We start from the raw sequence: 17,294 nt of genomic DNA on the forward strand, positions 1-17,294 counted from the left end.
ATGGTGTTGATCTCGTATTTGTCGATTTTGATATATCCGGGAGCGCGGGCGGGATGCCCGCGCTCCCAGGTTAAGTTATTTCGGACCCATTCCTAAACTATATCTCCCCGGTACGCCGCAGAAGAAGCCGGGCTTCGGCCTTGCGGATGCGTTCTTCCTGTTCGTCCTTGCGCTTCCAGGCATTGGTCAGTTTTTCACTGATATCATCAAAATCCGCCGGTTTCATCAGGTAATCAAAGGCCCCTTCCTTCATGCCTTCCACAGCCGTCTCCGTGGACCCGTGCCCGGTAAGGAGGATCACTTCCACCAGAGGATAGCTTGCCTTGATTTTTTTCAAGGTCTCAATGCCGTCCATGCCGGGCATGCGAATATCCAGGATTACCACGTCGATTTTGGTTTTTTCAAGCAGGTCAAGGGCCTCTTGTCCTGAATAAACGGCAGACACCTTTTCCCCCTGCCGGGTCAGGCGCAGGGAAAACATCTCTACAAAATCTTTTTCATCATCAACGATCAAGATTTTTACCGGTATTTTTATCATGGGTTTTTCTCCTTAAAAATTTATGAAAGAACTTGTAATTGTTTAGTCGGATTGCCATTCGGGCAGGCAGATCTTAAAAGTTGTGCCATGGCCGGGTTCTGATTCCACGTGGATGCTGCCTGAAAGCCCGGTCCACGCTTTTTTTATTTTCTCAAGCCCCTTGCAAAGCATCTCTTTTTCCGGAATCTGGCCCGAGTCCTCCAGGTTCAACAAATACCTCCTATATCAGGCCCAAAAACTTCCACCAGGTGCATACCACGCCTACCAGTATTAAAAGCAGCGCCGGAGTGGTCACAAGACCCAGTTTGGTCAGGTCCGAGGATTTGAAGTATTTGTATGAATAGGCAATGGCATTGGGCGGGCAGCCGATTACCAGCAGCATGGCAAAGGATGTGGCCATACCAAGACCCAGGGCCAGGATGGTCGGATTGACCCCTTCAAGCTGGGCCATGGGGATAACAATAGGCAGAATTAACGCAGCTGCCGCTACATTGGCCATGGCATTGGTAACAAGGGCGCCGAATACGCCCACACCCACAAAGAGCACCAGCCAGCCTTTGCCCTCAATCAGCGGGAAGAACAGGTTGGCAAAGTAGTCTGCTGCGCCGGAATAGCCCATGGCAAGGCCCAGGGAGATGCCGCCGCCGAAAATAAACAGAGCTGTGCCCCACTCCAGGTTGTCGTTAATGTCCTGCCATTTAAGTACGCCGAATAATACCAAAAAGGCCACACCCACCATACCTGTGACGGAATAGTCAATACCGTGGATGCCCTTGGTGAGCCACGATACAAAGGAAATGCCGATAATAATCAATGCTTTTTTTTCCGCAGCTGTCATGGAGCCTAAATCCTCATCAAAAGCCGGCATCTTGATTGTGGGGTCTGGCCGGTAAATCAGATAGGTGATTAAAACGGCAACAGGTACACAAATAATGGCTGCGGGCATACAATATTTCATCCAGTCAAAAAAGGAGATTTCAATGCCGGTGAACTCTTTTAAAAATGCGGCGGACACCATGCATCGGCCACCACCCACAAGGGTCCCCATGCCGCCGCAGGAGCAGGCAAAGGGCAGGGAGAGCATCATGAATTTTGCCGTATTACTATGGGGCTCAATGCCCCCGGCCCGCATCAGGGGCAGCATGGTGACAATACCGATGGCACAGGCTGCTGCATCATGCATGACTGAAGACGCAAGCCCCAGGCCTATGGCAATAATAAAGGTGAACCGTGTTACGGAATTGCCTGCTTTTTTGATAATAAAATAACCCAAGCGTTTTGTCAGCCCCACCTTGTCCAGTGCAATGGCAAAGATCAGGCAGCACATGATGAAAATAACAACAGGATGCATGTAGGGCGCCCATGCCCCTTTCACATCGGTAAGACCCAGAATAACGAGGGAGGCGCCAATGAGTACTGCCGTAATTTCAAGGGGAATGGGCTCCACCACAAACAGGATAACCAGCACCGCAAGCACGGATAAAAACCGTTTGGCCTTGGGACTCATTCCATCCACATAATCCACAGTAACGTCTGAAAGGCCCATTGCCTTGGCCTGGTCGGCAAGATATTGTGCCCGGGCCTGTTCAATTCCAGGGGCCTTGGCCGTCAGAATGACGGGCTTGCCGGGTGCAGTCTGCGGGGTTGCGAAATATTCTGAAACTGATTGGCTTAACTGTTCTGCGCCGGTACCGGACAGTTTAAATTTTGTTCCTTCCGGCCTGGGCAGAATAAACACGATTACACCTATTAACGCTGCTACCGCCAATTTGAATCCGCTTGATTTGAGTATCATTGGTTTGTTTCTCCATTCTGTTTGTTTTGGCCTGCCGTGCCAGGCTGATTTCTTCCATTCATTCTTCGAGTTCGCGTTTTTTAAGCCGTTTGATCTGGGTATCCAGAAAGGCTTTCTCATCATCGATAAATAAAAGTTTCATCTGCAAAGTCTCCCTAAATGTTATTGGTTGTCTTTCTTGTTGACGGTTTGGCTGTCTGGCGGACCTTTACGGGTAACCGGATCAAGAAGCTGATGCCCTGTCCCATCTGACTTCCCACTTCAATTGTGCCGCCCATTTTCTGAATAATGCCGTAACAGAGAGAAAGGCCTACTCCTGTACTTTTTCCCACGGCTTTGGCGGTGAAGAATGGATCGAAAATCCGGTGTTCTTGGGCGAGGATGGGTCTGGGGCGCTGTCCCTTGGCATTGACAAGGCGGAAGGGGCCTTCATAAGCAAACTGGGTGCCATCGGAATTCACAAGGCCCAGATCCGTAAATACATCTCCGTATTCAACCTGATAAAATTTTGTTTTTTCAGCTATGGGATCGTGCATAATATCACTGGCTCTTGTGAGGCCGTTTGATCCGGCTTGAGCTCATCTATCAAGATCTATGCCAGATTAAGAAAGACGCTGGAAATATAGATTAATTATTTGAAATAATAAGGTAATTTAAGATGTGGCAGGCGGCCAAAAAGGTTGGTACATGTCACCTTTTTTTACAGCATGTAAAGATTGCATTTTTCGATGTGAATAATAATTTCAAATTCCCCCGAGCAGGGGTGCTGATCTTTTTAAACTCTATTTTGTAGGAAAGGCAAATCATTTGCCTGTTTTTACGCAGCACCACATCAAATACCCGTTTCAGGCCGTATCGTTATAGTCACTCGAAAGTGGCGCTAAAATTATTATCTGCATGTTTGCAGTATATGTTGACCGCATGAAGAAATTTTTCGTCAACCAAAGAGAATGCTGTGTTTTATAACGGAACCTACCGGATAACTTGGGTGGACGAAATGGTATTGATCCCGTATTTGTCTATTTTTGCATGCAGCGTGGGCCGGGATATGTCCAAAAGCCGGGCAGCCTGGGATCGGTTGCCGTTTGAGATTTTCAGTGCTTCTTCCACGGCCATGGCGCAGATGGTGTCTGAAAAGAATTCAAAACTGTGATCGCCGGACGGGTGGGACAGGCAGGTGTGCACCCATTGGCGGATGGTTTCCTCCTGGTTTGCGTCCTTGGAAATTTCTCCAGCGGTTTCCTGTTTTCGGATAATCTGGCTTAAATCACTAACCGACAAGGGGTTACCCCGGTTAAATATCAGGACCTTATGGATCAGGTTGGCAAGTTCCCTCACATTGCCCGGCCATTCGTATTCTTTCAAAAGATCCAGAGCCTCATCCCGGATACCGGGGTTGTCGATTTTCAATTCATGGGAGAACCTTTCCAGGTAATGGGCGGTCAGGGGTTGAATATCTCCTACGCGGTCCCTTAATGGTGGCAATTCAATGGTTACGACCTTGAGGCGAAAATAGAGATCTTCCCTGAAAAGCCCCTGGGTAATGGCGGATTTAAGATCCCTGTTGGTTGCGGCAATGATGCGCACATCCACGGGAATGGTTTCATCGCCGCCCAGTCGTTCAATGCATCTTTCCTGGAGCAGTCGCAGAATTTTGGCCTGGATGGAAATGGGCATGTCGCCGATTTCATCCAGAAACACTGTGCCGCCGTCCGCTTGTTCAATTTTGCCGATATGCCGTCGTGCCGCACCGGTGAAGGCCCCTTTTTCAAAGCCGAACAACTCGCTTTCCAGAAGGTTTTCCGGAATGGCCACGCAGTTGATGATGGAAAAGTTTTTATCTGACCGGATGCCGTGTTGGTACACGGCCCGGGCCACCAGTTCCTTGCCGGTGCCCGATTCTCCCTGAATCAGCACCGTGGCATCGGTCTGGGCCACACGACCTATGGTTTTATATACTTTTTGCATGCCGGGGCTCTGGCCCACAATGGCGTTCGGAGAATAGGTTGCGGGTTCGGCGTCCACATGCACCGGGGTGCGCATACAATAGCCTGCATCAATGGCCTGGGTGATCAGCTTGAGCATTTCAGGGATGTCAAAGGGTTTGAGCAGATAGTCAAAGGCGCCTGCTTTGATGGCTTCAATGGCTGTGTCCGTGGTGCCGAATGCGGTGACAATGATCGTTGGCAGGGTGGCATCAAGTTTTTTTATCTCTTTAAATGTTTCAAGCCCGTTCATGCCCGGCAGGCGGATATCCAGAATCACCAGATCCAGACACGTTGTGTTGACGATCTCAAGACCGGCTTCTCCGGAAGCCGCAGAGACCACGTCATAGTTCTCTTCGGTGAGCAGTTTGGAAAAACTGATTCTTAGCTGGTCGTCGTCGTCAATGATCAGAATTTTTGCCATGTACATCCTCTCCTGCCGGCAGTGTGATAGTGAAACAGGTCCCCTGGCCTTCCTGGCTGTCCAGCACCAGACACCCGCTATGCTCGCTGATAATATTAAAACAGATGCTTAACCCCAGACCCGTCCCATCGTCCTTGGTTGTGAAAAACGGGTTGAAAACTTCGTCCTGGATAGATACGGGAATGCCGGGTCCGGAATCCTGGATTCTTATCACCGCAGTGTCCCTGTTTTTGTTAATGCTGTCCATGGTTTCGGTAATGGTGATCCTGCCTCCTTTTTTCATGGCTTCGCAGGCATTGATGATGATGTTGGCCAGGGCTTCTTTGAACTGGCCTGCATCCAGCAGCACATCATCCAAAGGCTCGCTGCGCACGATATGGATCGTTACCCCGTAGGATTTCAACCGTTGTTCCAGCAGCCGCAGGGTATTGTCCACCACCTGGGATGGACTTTGTTTTTTCATGGTCAGTTTCGGGGGTCTGGAAAATTCCAGGAAGTTTTCCAAAATTTTGTTGATCTGCCCGATTTCCGTTGAAATGACACTGATGTTTTCCTGCTGGTCCTGGGATAGCTTGGCTGACCGGCCCAGGGAAAACAGCCGCATTTTAATGGAGGTCAAAGGGTTTCTGATGGAGTGGGCGGTGCCTGCGGCAAGTTGTCCCACTATGGCCATTTTTTCGGACTGCATCAAGGATTCCCGACTTCGCATAAGTTCGGCATGGGTCTGTTCTGCATTTTCAATCAAGCCGTGGACACTGTTTTTTAATGCTGCCATCTCGTTGCCGGACACCCTGCCTTCGCCCAGGTGATCTGCTTCCGCCGCCAGTTTCCGGATGGGTTCCAGGATGTGGCGGGTAAAAATATAATTGATCAAAAGACTGAGCAGGACCACGGTGACAATGGCCAAAAGACCTATATAGCGTAAATTCCTGGCATCGGAGCGACTGTCTTCCACGGAAAGGTCTATGGCATTTTTATGTGCGGTTTTAAATTTTTCACATAGCTCATAAATTTTGAAGAAATTTGCCCTGACCTCCCGGTGAAGGGTGGCTCCGGCACCCGGGTCGCCTTTTTCATATAACGTCAGAACCCGATCCTTGGCCGCAATATAAGTTGTGTACACGGATTCAATTCTGCTCAGTGTCTCTTTTTCCCATTCCTCTGTGACCAAGGGCTTGGCAGAGGACAACTGGCTTTCAAAATCCAGTTTAAAGTCAGCCAACTGCCTGAGCCATTCAGGATTTTTGTCCAGAAGATAATAGGACAGATACCCTTTTTGGTTGAGCAAAGAGTTTTCAAGGGACTCAGCGGTCTGATACATGGGAATATGCCTTACAACAATACCGGTGAACAGATTTTCTGTTTTATAGGTATACCAGATCATGGCAATGGTCCCCATGACCGTTATTCCTAAAAGTACGGCATTGGCAAGATATACCCTTTGTCTCAGGCTCATTAATAACATCCCTTATTTCTTTTTTTCGGTCATACGGATTAAGGAACGGGTCTTAAAGAACTTGTCCATTTTGCTATATCCGGGAGCGCGGGCGTCCCGCCCGTGCTCCCGGGTTAAGTTATTTCGACTCATTCCTAAACTATATCTCCCCGGTGCGCCGCAGAAGAAGCCGGGCTTCGGCTTTGCGGATGCGTTCTTCCTGTTCGTCCTTGCGCTTCCAGGCATTGCTCAGTTTCTCACTGATATCATCAAAATCCGCTGGTTTCATCAGGTAATCAAAGGCCCCTTCCTTCATGCCTTCCACAGCCGTCTCCGTGGACCCGTGCCCGGTGAGGAGGATCACTTCCACCAGGGGATAGCTTGCCTTAATTTTTTTCAAGGTCTCAATGCCGTCCATGCCGGGCATGCGAATATCCAGGATAACCACGTCGATTTTGGTTTTTTCAAGCAGGTCAAGGGCCTCTTGTCCTGAATAAACGGCAGATACCTTTTCCCCTTGCCGGGTTAGGCGCAGGGAAAACATCTCCACAAAATCTTTTTCATCATCAACGATCAAGATTTTTACCGGTATTTTTACCATGGGTTTTTCTCCTTAAAAAGTTATGAAAGAACTTGTAATTGTCTAGTCGGATTGCCATTCGGGCAGGCAGATCTTAAAAGTCGTGCCTTGGCCGGGTTCTGATTCCACGTGGATGCTGCCTGAAAGCCCGGTTATGATCTTGTGCACCACAAACAGCCCAAGTCCGGTGCCGGACTCATTTTCCGCTACATTGGGTTTGGTGGTGAAAAAAGGATCAAATATTTGTTTCATATTTTCCGGCGTGATGCCGCTGCCGTTATCCCGGACTTCGAGACAGACCGACTGGTCCTTTCGGTAAAGGGCCAGCCGGATCTGCCCATTGGTATCCACGGCATCCACAGCGTTTTCCAAAAGATTGATCAATACCTGCCGCACCTGGAAAGGATCTGTGTGCATCAGCATCTGGTGTTCAGACTCAGTATCCCATTGTACAGATACTTTTTTAGCTTGTGTTTTCTGTTTGATCAACACCACGGTATCCTCGGTGAGTTGGCGGATATCCACGGGTGTCATTTCATGTCCGTGTTTTCGGACGTAGCCCAGCAGCTGGTGGGTGATGCGTCTGGCCCTGTCCACGCTTTTTTCTATTTTTTCAAGCCCCTTGAAAAGCATCTCTTTTTCCGGAATCTGGCCCGAGTCCTCTATCACCATGCGCATGAATCCGGCCGACTCCTTGATAATAGCCAAAGGATTGTTGATTTCATGGGCAATGCCTGTGGACATGGTACCAAGAGAGGCCAGTCGCTGGGTGTGGATCATGCGTTTTTCCAGACGCCGTCTGAAGATTTTATCCCGTTCCCGGGCCGCCTCCAGGCGTTTGAGTTCCCAGGCCTGGCGGATCTTTCCGGCCAGGTGGTCGATCTCCACGGGTTTGGACAGGTAGTCAAAAGCACCGGTCTTGATCCCTTCCACTCCCTCGGCTACAGCGGCATTCCCGGTTAGAAAAATTACCTTCAGGCCCGGATAGTATTTGTTGATAGTCTTAAATGTTTCCATACCGGACATGCCGGGCATCTTCATATCCAGCACCACCACATCGGTTTCGTTTCCGCTGAGGTATTCCAGGCAGGATGTCCCGTCCGGCGCCTGGCTGACAACCATATTTCGTCGTTCCAGACGCCGGGCAATGGCGTTGCGGTAGCTCTCTTCATCGTCTACCAGCAGGACGCGGACAACTTTTCCAGTATCATTTTCAAGGGTATTGATTTCCATTAGGTTCAGCAAATGCCTCCTATACTAGACCCAAAAATTTCCACCATGTAATAACCACGCCGAACAATGCCAAAAGCAGTATCGGCGTTGCCACAAGCCCGAGCTTAGTCAGATCCGAGGATTTAAAGTACTTGTATGAATAGGCAATGGCATTGGGCGGACAGCCGATTACCAGCAGCATGGCAAATGATGTGGCCGTACCAAGACCCAGGGCCAGGATGGTCGGGTTAACCCCTTCAAGCTGGGCCATGGGGATAACAATGGGCAGAATTAACGCCGCTGCCGCCACATTGGCCATGGCATTGGTAACAAGGGCACCGAATACGGCTACACCCGCAAAGAGCACCAGCCATCCCTTACCCTGGATCAGGGGAAAGAACAGGTTGGCAAAGTAGTCTGCTGCACCGGAATATCCCATGGCAAGACCCAGGGAGATACCGCCGCCAAAGATGAACAGGGCTGTGCCCCATTCCAGGTTGTCGTTGACGTCCCGCCATTTAAGCACGCCGAACAATACCAGACAGGCGACGCCCACCATACCAGTGACGGAATAATCCAGCCCGTGGAGGCCCTTGGTCAACCAAGATATAAAGGAGAGCCCAATGATGATCAATGCCTTTTTTTCCAGAGCAGTCATGGCACCTAAATCCTCATCAAAGTCCGGTAGTTTGAATTTGGGGTCTGGCCGATACACCATGTAGGTGACTAGAACAGCAACGGGCACACAGATAATGGCTGCCGGCATACAATATTTCATCCATTCAAAAAAGGTGATTTCAATACCCGTGAACTCCTTTAAAAATGCAGCGGACACCATGCACCGGCCACCACCCACAAGGGTCCCCATGCCGCCGCAGGAGCAGGCAAAGGGCAGGGACAGCATCATGAATTTTGCCGTCCTGGTATGGGGTTCAATACCCACGGCCCGCATCAGGGGCAGCATGGTGACAATACCGATGGCACAGGCGGCTGCATCATGCATGACAGAAGATGCAAGCCCCAGGCCTATGGAAATAATAAAGGTGAATCGTGTTACGGAATTGCCCGCTTTTTTGATAATATAATACCCCAGTCGTTTTGTCAGCCCCACCTTGTCCAGGGCAATGGCAAAGATCAGACAGCACATGATAAAAAGAACAACAGGATGCATATAGGGCGCCCATGCCCCTTTTACATCGGTAATGCCCAGGATAACAAGGGAGGCGCCAATGAGCGCTGCCGTGATTTCAAGGGGGATGGGCTCAAACACAAATAAGATAACCAGCACCGCAAGTACGGATAAAAATCGTTTGGCTTTGGGGCTCAACCCGTCCACATACTCCACATTCACTTCTGAAAGGCCCTGCTCTTTAGCCTGGCTGGAAAGATATTGTACCTGGGCCTGGTCGGTTCCGGGGGCTTTGGCTGTCAAAATAATCGGTTTCCCCGGTGCTGTTTCCTGGGTTGAAAAATATTGAGCAACGGACTGGCTCAATTGGTCTGCACCGGTGCCGGAAAGTTTAAATTTTGTTCCTTCCGGCCTTGGCAGAATAAACACGATTATACCTATCAAAACCGCTACCGCCAGTTTGAATCCGTTCGATTTGAGTATCATTTGTTTGTTTCTCCGTTCTGTTTGTTTTTGGCTTGCCGTGCCAGGCTGATTTTTTCCATTAATTCTTTAAGTTCGCAGGGTTTTGTCAGGTAATCAAATGCGCCTATGGTCATACCGTCCTCTGCAGCTGTTTTTGAACCGTGTCCGGTCAGAAAGATCACCGGCAAATCCGGGGCCATTTTCCTGACAATTTTCAACACCTCAATGCCGTCCATGTCCTCCATTTTCAGGTCCAGAACCATGACATCAAAGATGTTTTGGCGCAGGGCCTGCAGGGCCTGGGCACCGGAATACGCCTTGAAGACGTCTATCCCCCGGCGGTTCAGCCGGTTGGTCAGCACATCCACAAAGCCCTGTTCATCATCCACGATCAGCAGGCGGGTAGGGGGTATGGGTGTCTTTTTCATTTTAATATTTGCCTTTTATTCAAGAAACTAGAGACAAGATACAAGAGGGCGAAGCGCCTGTGGCACCCATTCTATCCCTGCATTTTGGGCGTTTCTAGTTTCATGGGTTGTTGTGGGCCCCACCAGGGACCGTGTTTGGATGAAGATTTGCCCGGATGCAAGGCGCAAGAAAATTTTCAACCGGAGCATACTTTAGTATGTGAGGATTGTAAATTTTTGCAGCAACGCCCCAGGTGGGTGGATCTTCATCCCAACACCTAAACCATGCGGCCTGTGATTTCCTTGGCCCTGGCCTCCATGATCTTCTCCTCATGCTTAAATTTTTTAGTTGCCGCCTCTTCAATCTTGGCGATAAGCTCTTCGAGATTACAGGGCTTCATCAAATAGTCGAATGCACCGCGTTTCATCCCTTCAATGGCATTTTGCACTGTGGCATGACCAGTGAGCATGATTACTTCCACCAGCGGATTTTCGTTTTTAATGACTTGGAGTGTTTCAAGACCGTCCATGCCGGGCATCTTCACGTCAAGGACCACCACATCCGTGTTCGTGTGTTCAGACAGAAAGTTTATGGCTGACTGTCCGTCATAAACGGCGTCTGCTTTGAATTCGCGTTTTTCAAGCCGTTTGATCAAGGTGTCCAGAAAGGCTTTCTCATCATCGACAAATAAAAGTTTCATCTGTAAAGTCTCCCTAAGTGATTTAAAGGTTATTGCTTGTATTATTGCTTGTTGACGGGTTGGCTGTCTTGCGGGCATTTAGGGGCAATCGGATTAAGAAACAGGTCCCCTGTCCCATATGGCTTTCCACTTCAATTGTTCCGCCCATTTTCTGAATAATGCCGTAACAGATGGAAAGGCCTAATCCTGTGCCTTTTCCCACGGCCTTGGTGGTGAAGAAGGGATCAAAAACCCGGTCCAGATATTGGGCCGGAATACCTGGTCCATTGTCATCCACCTTAATTTCAATCATATTATTGTCTTGGGTATTGATGTCGGTTATAATTTCCACGGTGCCGCCGTCTTTGCCCATGGCATCAATGGCGTTGTTGGTCAGGTTTAAAATGACCTGTTGCAGTTCAGAAGGGGAAAATCGGATAAAGGGCAGGTCAGGGGCAAGCCGGGTGGAGATGGTGACGTTGTTATACCGAGCCATCTGGGCGGTGAGCTCCACGATTTCCCGGATGGTGTCATTGATGTCAATATCTGCCTCTGTGGCATCGCTTTTCCGGGCAAAACTTAACAATTTGTGGGTAATATCCTTGCAGCGCCGGCCCTGGGTTGCGATCTGTTCAATGGCCCTATGAAACTCACTCCTATTGTCCGGGGTCATCCCGGTTTCCTCTTCAAGAAGATCGCTCATCCATCCGGCCTCTTCCACCATGATGGCCACAGGGTTATTGATTTCATGGGCAATGCCTGCAGCAAGTTCGCCAATGGTGGCAAGTTTGCCACTTTCCACCACCTGCTGGTTCATGGCTTCATTTTTTTGGTCTGTCATTGCGATGCGTTTGACAAGGTTTTTGGAGAGTGTAAAAGAAACTGACACTATGGCTGTGCAGCCCAGCAGGAAGATGATAAGCGTGAGCACTTCGGCCTTCCACATATTCCTTAATGCATCCCCGGTATCCTGACGAAATACCATACGCCAGTCCACTGTTTTAAACAGAGCCAGGGCATACAGATAGGTATTTCCTTGATCGTTCTCATGCTTGAGTATCAGTGACTGTTTGTCTTTGAAGATGGTGGGATCTGCGATAAATGAAGGGACAATTTCTATGGTTCCCGAGCGGGGGCGAGGATGGGTTTGCAGCTGTCCCTGGGCATTGACAATGAATGCCGTACCTGTCCTGCCGATCTGGACGTTTTCCACCAGACTGTTAAAGGTTGTAAAATTAATGGTGGATCTTAAGATATATGTGCGGCCCTGGGCGGACAGCTTGACTGCCAGAATAAAATGGGGATGGCCGCGAAGCCCTGCAAATACATCGGAAATATAATAGGGGCTGTCAATGGCCTTTAAAAACCAGGTTGCCTCGCTGTAATCGGCATTGACAAGGCGGAAGGGGCCTTCATAAGCAACCTGGATACCCTCTGAATCCACAAGGCCCAGATCCGTAAACACATCTCCGTATTCATCTTTAAGTTCAGATAGCTGTGATGTCAGAAATTGCTGGGCCATCTCCGGCTCGGTTACGGATAACTGCCGGGACAGGTAGCGGATATTCCCCAGCTTTTCTTTGAGAAATGTATCGATGTTCTGGGTGTGCTTGAGCACCAGTTCGCCGATATGGGCGCTGATTTTTTCAGAATAAGCAAGGTGAAACCGCCAGCACAAAATGCCTAGGGTCAACATCATGGGGATAATGGAAACCAGCAAGATACGGATTCTGATATTCCGGGTCAGTACTTGATAAAATTCTTTTCTGTCAGCGATAGGTTTGTGCATAATATCCATGGCTCCTGTGAGGCCGTTTCATCCGGCTTAAGTGTTTGTACACAGAGATATCAAGATATATGCCAGCTGAAGAAAAGTGCTGAAAATAGAAGGTAATAAATTGAAATAATGAGATAATTTAAAACCGTGACAGGTGGGTAAAAAGCGTGTCACCTGTCACGTTTTTTTACAGTATGTAAAAATTATTTTTCGATGTCACCGAGGCCATGGGGTGATCTTGTTGTTTATTTTTGAGCTGCACCCTGCGAAAACAGTTTCTCCAAATCCTCGTATCCATGCTGCTTGAGTTCCTGTCTGGGAATAAATTTCAGCGCAGCCGAATTAATGCAGTACCTCAAGCCGGAGGGATCTGGGCCATCGTCAAACACGTGGCCTAAATGGGCATCCGACGTTTTACTTCTGACTTCCGTGCGTTGCATGAAAAGGGCGTTATCCTGTTTTTCAACAATCCGCTTCTCTTTGATGGGCCGGGTAAAGCTGGGCCACCCGCAGCCGGAATCAAATTTATCCTTTGATGAGAACAAAGGCGTTCCCGAGATCACATCCACGTAAATACCTTCTTGCTTGTTGTTCCAGAACTCATTTTTAAAGGGTGGTTCTGTGGCGTTTTCACGGGTAACCTTGTACTGCAAAGGCGTAAGTTGTTTTTTCAATGCGTCATCATTGGGAATGATGGGTGTCTCCGGTTGTGTTTGTGTCAATGTGCACTTTTGCTCCGGCATGGTCCGGTCAAAAACTTTCTGGCTTTTTTCATCCCACACCCGGTTGACGAAAGACCGTCGGCCTGACCCGAGGCTGTAATATTTGTACTGGGTGGGATTTTTTTTGTGGTAATCCTGGTGGTATTCTTCGGCGGGGAAAAATTCAACCGCCTCCTGAACCTGAGTGACAACGGGCTTGTCAAATATCTTTGCGTCATCAATCTGTTGGATTGCGTCGAGGGCCAGTTGTTTTTGTTCTTCGCTATGGTAGAAAATGGCAGACCGGTACTGACTGCCGCGGTCCATAAAAGATCCGCCTTCATCCGTGGGGTTAATCTGACTGAAGTATATTTTTAAAAGGTTTTTATATGTAATGTGATTGGGATCAAAGAGCACCTGGATCACTTCGGCATGGCCTGTGCCGCCCGTGCATACATGTTCGTACCGGGGATTGTCCACATGTCCCCCCATATATCCCGAAACCACCTGTCCAATTCCCGGCTTGTTATCAAATGCTGAAGCCATGCACCAGAAACATCCGCCGGCAAAGGTTGCTGTCTTTAGCTGATTCATTTTTGTGTTCCTTTCTCTGAGCTGGCTGTCGCCTGTTCATATAAATAATATTGATAGCAAGACGAGGCCTGCAATGGGAAACGTATGTTTTTTATTCGGCCTCCTTTTTTAAGGCTCACCTTATTTCAATAATTAGCACTTTTCAATGCAGAGCAAGGGGCTGATAAATAAAGTCAGGCAATTGCATGTCGAAAATACAGTGAACTCCTATATTTTTAATTGGCTCACATCGCGTTTTGGAATTTTTTGAGATTTGTTGAAAAAAGTCAGATCTGGCTTGCGTTACCAATCCTTATCATGATAAATATTTGCTCTGCTATTTAGAGGTATATCACAGGAAAAAACAACCTTTTTACCTCGGGTTTTTTAAATTCGTTCATAATGCTGCTAACCGAGGGTAATTCCTACTCCACTCACCCATTGAGTGATGATCAAGTAAGCCCCCCCAAAACGCGACATAAGCCTATATGTGTTTATAGGAGGGATGGTTCAGTGTCGTCATGACAAAAGGTTTTTGCTACGGTCAGCACGCGTGGCGAAGCATACAGCGGTTCTCTTCAAGGTTTGGATTCAGGACTTGATGAGACTTTCAATGTTTTTAATCCCTTTACTTTAATCGGGGAGAAAGACGTTAATTTAGATTTCGGTGCAACAACATCCTTTGGTCCGGTTGCCATAACCAACAGTGGAGCCTTGACTCCCACCGATTTAAACCAATTTGTTGGTTCGGGTGATTTCGGGTATGATTTCAACACAGCCATTTTGACCTCAATTTCAGGTGGCGGCGGGAATTTTTCTACTGACATCGAAACTATGGCCGGTGCAAGCCTGACTGTGGTTTATGACTATGATGTAGCAGGACCCACCTCCGTCGTTCCGGAACCGGCTACACTCCTGTTCGGCCTGAGTCTTATGGGACTTGCCCACAGATGTCGGCGTAAGAATGCTTAATAAAATTTTGATTGTATCACTCAAAATTTTATTGTAATTTCCAAACCTTCTGCTTGTTTTGTCAAGCGGGGGGTTTTCTTTTCACATTACAAATGTACGTTTACAGCGTGTAAAGATCCAGCTTTTCGATGTCAATAATGATTTCAATTTCACCTGAGGCAGGCGTTCCGACTTTTTTAAATCCCAGTTTGTCGGCAAGGCGAAGCATCTGTCTGTTTTCACGCAGGACCACACCAAAGACACGTTTCAGGCCGTATCGTTTGGAAAACACCAGGCAGGACTTTAAAAGCGCCGCTCCGATCCCCTTGCCCTGCCAGGAATCGGCCAGCATAATGGCAAACTCGCCCTCCGTGCCGTTGGCGGTGAATATGATTCTGGCGGTGCCGATAATCTTTTTTCCGTTGTGGGCCGGAAACCAAGCCACCAGGGCAATTTCCCGGTCATAGTCAATCTGGGTCAGCTGGATCAGCATGCGTTTGGACAATTGTTTGAGAGGTGTAAAAAAACGTAAATATATGGTCTGCTTCGACAGGTTTTCAAAAAAGTCCATCACGGGGTCTGCATCTTCGGGCTTAATCGGACGGATCAGCACTTGCTCACTCTCCTGGGTGGTATACAGTTGTTCCTGCCAGGCCGGGTATGGGCTTATAACAAGGTGATCAGGCGCAACTGCCGGGGGTGGGGCCAGGTGGATGCTGGCGTTAAACCCCATCAGTTGTCCATCAGTGACCGCCACAGGATTGATTTCCAGTTCGCAGATCTGGGGAAAATCGGTGACCAGTCGGCTTAAGCGTATTAAAAGAGTTTCCACAGAACTTTGGTCCACGGCTTTGAATTGACCGTGACCTTTTAAGGCCTTGGCTATCTTTGTTGCTTGGATGGTTCGGGCAGCCAGGGCTGAATTTAACGGCGGCAGGGTCAGTGCGATGTCCTGAAGAATTTCAGACATCGCACCACCCATGCCGAATTTAATGACCGGACCAAACTGGGCATCAAGTTTGGCACCGATATAAAGTTCATAGTCCGGTGCAGGTGGTCTATTTCCGGCTGGTTCTGCCCGGCTTACGGGTATGCCGTAGGCGTCCAGAACCGTTTGAACATCAGTTTCATTTAACATAAATTTGTCGTTTTTCAGATGGGATTCAATAATTGATCCGGCCCGCTCGTGGTTGATTTTTAACTTGATGTTTCGTCTGATCGGTATTTCGTTGAGCATGTCAATATTGTGGTTGTGCCTGTACAAGCCTGCAAATGCTCTGACCGCTTTTTCCGGGGTGTCATAGGTCAGCACCTCTTTTTCATTGAGAATTTGCCGGGCTTTGTCCATGCTTGCGCCGCCCAGCCAGACCGTAAACACAGGGCAGGGCAGGTAAGAGACCTGGCTTGCCAGGATTTGGGCAAGGTCAGCCGGGGCAAAGTGATCCACGGGAGAATGGATCATGAGGATGCCGTCCACCTCCGGTGCCTGGGCTGCAATGGTAACGGCCCGGGCAATCTGGGCACAGGAGGCATTTGCCTGCACATCCACGGGATTGGTGTTGCTCCATGTTTTTTTAAGGGAGGTCCCCAGCTCTTCAATGGTTTGAACGCTTAGCACGGCAGGTTCAAGACCAAAGGATGAAAGGGCGTCCACCGCCATGACACCCGGACCGCCGGCATTGGTGACAATGGCCAATCGTCTGCCTGTGGGGCGCTGCTGTCTTGCCAGAATCCGGGTAAAGTCAAACAATTGTTCAAACGTGTCCACCCGCAGGATGCCTGCCCGTTCAAAGGCAATGTCATAGACCGCATCTTCTCCGGCCAGTGCGCCTGTATGAAAAGAAGCGGCCCGGGCACCTGCTTCCGACCGGCCGGATTTCAGGCAGATAATCGGCCTGATCCGGGAGACTGCCCGGGCTGCGCTCATAAAATTTCGGATTCGGGTCATGTTTTCCATGTACATGATGATGCTGTCCACCTCCCGCTGCTGGCCTAAATAATCAATCATGTCCGCAAAATCAACGTCCAACATGGATCCTAAACCGACGATATGGCTGAACCCTATATTTTCTTTTTCAGCCAGCTTCATGACCGACGTGCACACAGATCCGGACTGGGACAAGAAGGCAACGCGTCCCTTGGCCGGCGTGCCCGGCATATGGGATGCATTCAGGTTCAACGGTGGATGGGCAATGCCGATGCAGTTTGGGCCGATGATGCGCATGCCGCTTTGCCCGGCAGCGGCCTTGATCTGCTGTTCGATCCGGGAACCCTGATCACCCGTTTCCCGTCCCCCGCCACTGATGACCACGGCTCCTGCGACCCCTTTACCGGCGCACGATTCAATGATCTGGGGAACTTGGTCGATGGGGGCAACCACCACAGCCAGGTCCACAATACCCTGAATATCAAGGATATTTTTTGAAGCAGGCATATTCACAATTTGGGCATGATCCGGATTGACAGGATAGACAGCGCCCTTGAATTCACCCTCAATGAGGTTGCGTATCAGGGTATGACCCACCCGATGCTGTCCGTCACCGGCACCGATCACGGCAATGGACCCGGGATTGAATATTCTGGATAAATTTTGTGTGCCCACTTTTCTCTCCTTTTTAACCTATTGCTCAATCACTAAGCGG

15 protein-coding genes are annotated in these 17,294 nt (G+C 49.1%); 1 reads left to right on the top strand and 14 read right to left on the bottom strand.

Annotation, left to right across the window (positions count from 1 at the left end):
* Positions 1–97: 97 nt before the first annotated feature.
* The 13 genes from EYB58_RS08700 to msrB all read right to left on the bottom strand — a co-directional run bounded on the left by EYB58_RS08700 (position 98) and on the right by msrB (position 13,722).
* On the bottom strand, positions 98–538 hold the full coding sequence (locus EYB58_RS08700) for a sigma-54-dependent transcriptional regulator (protein ID WP_111952654.1): 441 nt from the start codon (positions 536–538) through the stop codon (positions 98–100).
* Positions 539–580: 42 nt separating this feature from the next.
* Positions 581–748 (bottom strand): hypothetical protein, encoded by a 168-nt coding sequence (locus tag EYB58_RS23125; protein ID WP_163354449.1) that lies wholly within the window; start codon positions 746–748, stop codon positions 581–583.
* A gap of 10 nt (positions 749–758) precedes the next feature.
* On the bottom strand, positions 759–2,333 hold the full coding sequence (locus tag EYB58_RS08705) for an SLC13 family permease (protein WP_111952656.1): 1,575 nt from the start codon (positions 2,331–2,333) through the stop codon (positions 759–761).
* Between the two features lie 155 nt (positions 2,334–2,488).
* Positions 2,489–2,869, bottom strand: coding sequence for an ATP-binding protein (locus EYB58_RS08710; protein ID WP_111952658.1), 381 nt, complete (start codon positions 2,867–2,869; stop codon positions 2,489–2,491).
* Between the two features lie 436 nt (positions 2,870–3,305).
* Positions 3,306–4,742 carry a sigma-54-dependent transcriptional regulator gene (locus EYB58_RS08715; protein WP_111952660.1) on the bottom strand — a complete coding sequence of 479 codons (1,437 nt, stop codon included), beginning with the start codon at positions 4,740–4,742 and terminating at the stop codon, positions 3,306–3,308.
* A complete protein-coding gene (locus tag EYB58_RS08720) occupies positions 4,720–6,198 on the bottom strand; it encodes a sensor histidine kinase (protein ID WP_111952662.1) in 1,479 nt (492 codons plus the stop codon). The genes EYB58_RS08715 and EYB58_RS08720 overlap by 23 nt, the downstream gene beginning before the upstream one ends.
* A 139-nt stretch (positions 6,199–6,337) precedes the next feature.
* Positions 6,338–6,778, bottom strand: a complete 441-nt coding sequence (locus tag EYB58_RS08725) for a sigma-54-dependent transcriptional regulator (protein WP_111952664.1) — start codon at positions 6,776–6,778, stop codon at positions 6,338–6,340.
* 42 nt (positions 6,779–6,820) lie between these two features.
* Positions 6,821–8,002: a hybrid sensor histidine kinase/response regulator gene (locus tag EYB58_RS08730; protein WP_242637601.1), complete on the bottom strand. Its 1,182-nt coding sequence runs from the start codon at positions 8,000–8,002 to the stop codon at positions 6,821–6,823.
* A gap of 7 nt (positions 8,003–8,009) precedes the next feature.
* Entirely contained in the window at positions 8,010–9,584 is a 1,575-nt protein-coding gene (locus EYB58_RS08735; RefSeq protein WP_111952668.1) for an SLC13 family permease, read from the bottom strand.
* Positions 9,581–9,991 (bottom strand): response regulator, encoded by a 411-nt coding sequence (locus EYB58_RS08740; RefSeq protein WP_111952670.1) that lies wholly within the window; start codon positions 9,989–9,991, stop codon positions 9,581–9,583. Before EYB58_RS08740 ends, EYB58_RS08735 begins: the two co-directional genes overlap by 4 nt.
* Before the next feature lie 257 nt (positions 9,992–10,248).
* Positions 10,249–10,671, bottom strand: coding sequence for a response regulator (locus tag EYB58_RS08745; protein WP_111952672.1), 423 nt, complete (start codon positions 10,669–10,671; stop codon positions 10,249–10,251).
* Positions 10,672–10,693: 22 nt separating this feature from the next.
* Entirely contained in the window at positions 10,694–12,439 is a 1,746-nt protein-coding gene (locus EYB58_RS08750; protein WP_111952803.1) for a sensor histidine kinase, read from the bottom strand.
* 233 nt (positions 12,440–12,672) lie between these two features.
* Positions 12,673–13,722, bottom strand: coding sequence for a peptide-methionine (R)-S-oxide reductase MsrB (gene msrB / locus EYB58_RS08755; protein WP_111952674.1), 1,050 nt, complete (start codon positions 13,720–13,722; stop codon positions 12,673–12,675).
* Between the two features lie 564 nt (positions 13,723–14,286).
* Between msrB and EYB58_RS08760 the strand changes: the two genes are divergently transcribed.
* Positions 14,287–14,673: a PEP-CTERM sorting domain-containing protein gene (locus EYB58_RS08760; protein WP_111952676.1), complete on the top strand. Its 387-nt coding sequence runs from the start codon at positions 14,287–14,289 to the stop codon at positions 14,671–14,673.
* 100 nt (positions 14,674–14,773) lie between these two features.
* On the opposite strand, the gene EYB58_RS08765 is transcribed toward EYB58_RS08760, so the two are convergent.
* On the bottom strand, positions 14,774–17,254 hold the full coding sequence (locus tag EYB58_RS08765) for a bifunctional acetate--CoA ligase family protein/GNAT family N-acetyltransferase (protein ID WP_111952678.1): 2,481 nt from the start codon (positions 17,252–17,254) through the stop codon (positions 14,774–14,776).
* Between the last annotated feature and the right edge of the window lie 40 nt (positions 17,255–17,294).

Source organism: Desulfobacter hydrogenophilus (assembly GCF_004319545.1).
GTDB lineage: Bacteria > Desulfobacterota > Desulfobacteria > Desulfobacterales > Desulfobacteraceae > Desulfobacter > Desulfobacter hydrogenophilus.

What these genes read in the sequence shown, in the direction of transcription:
- EYB58_RS08700 (WP_111952654.1), bottom strand. Translation starts at nt 538, where the DNA reads ATGATAAAAATACCGGTAAAAATCTTGATCGTTGATGATGAAAAAGAT.
- EYB58_RS08705 (WP_111952656.1), bottom strand. Translation starts at nt 2,333, where the DNA reads ATGATACTCAAATCAAGCGGATTCAAATTGGCGGTAGCAGCGTTAATA.
- EYB58_RS08710 (WP_111952658.1), bottom strand. Translation starts at nt 2,869, where the DNA reads ATGCACGATCCCATAGCTGAAAAAACAAAATTTTATCAGGTTGAATAC.
- EYB58_RS08715 (WP_111952660.1), bottom strand. Translation starts at nt 4,742, where the DNA reads ATGGCAAAAATTCTGATCATTGACGACGACGACCAGCTAAGAATCAGT.
- EYB58_RS08720 (WP_111952662.1), bottom strand. Translation starts at nt 6,198, where the DNA reads ATGAGCCTGAGACAAAGGGTATATCTTGCCAATGCCGTACTTTTAGGA.
- EYB58_RS08725 (WP_111952664.1), bottom strand. Translation starts at nt 6,778, where the DNA reads ATGGTAAAAATACCGGTAAAAATCTTGATCGTTGATGATGAAAAAGAT.
- EYB58_RS08735 (WP_111952668.1), bottom strand. Translation starts at nt 9,584, where the DNA reads ATGATACTCAAATCGAACGGATTCAAACTGGCGGTAGCGGTTTTGATA.
- EYB58_RS08740 (WP_111952670.1), bottom strand. Translation starts at nt 9,991, where the DNA reads ATGAAAAAGACACCCATACCCCCTACCCGCCTGCTGATCGTGGATGAT.
- EYB58_RS08745 (WP_111952672.1), bottom strand. Translation starts at nt 10,671, where the DNA reads ATGAAACTTTTATTTGTCGATGATGAGAAAGCCTTTCTGGACACCTTG.
- EYB58_RS08750 (WP_111952803.1), bottom strand. Translation starts at nt 12,439, where the DNA reads ATGCACAAACCTATCGCTGACAGAAAAGAATTTTATCAAGTACTGACC.
- msrB (WP_111952674.1), bottom strand. Translation starts at nt 13,722, where the DNA reads ATGAATCAGCTAAAGACAGCAACCTTTGCCGGCGGATGTTTCTGGTGC.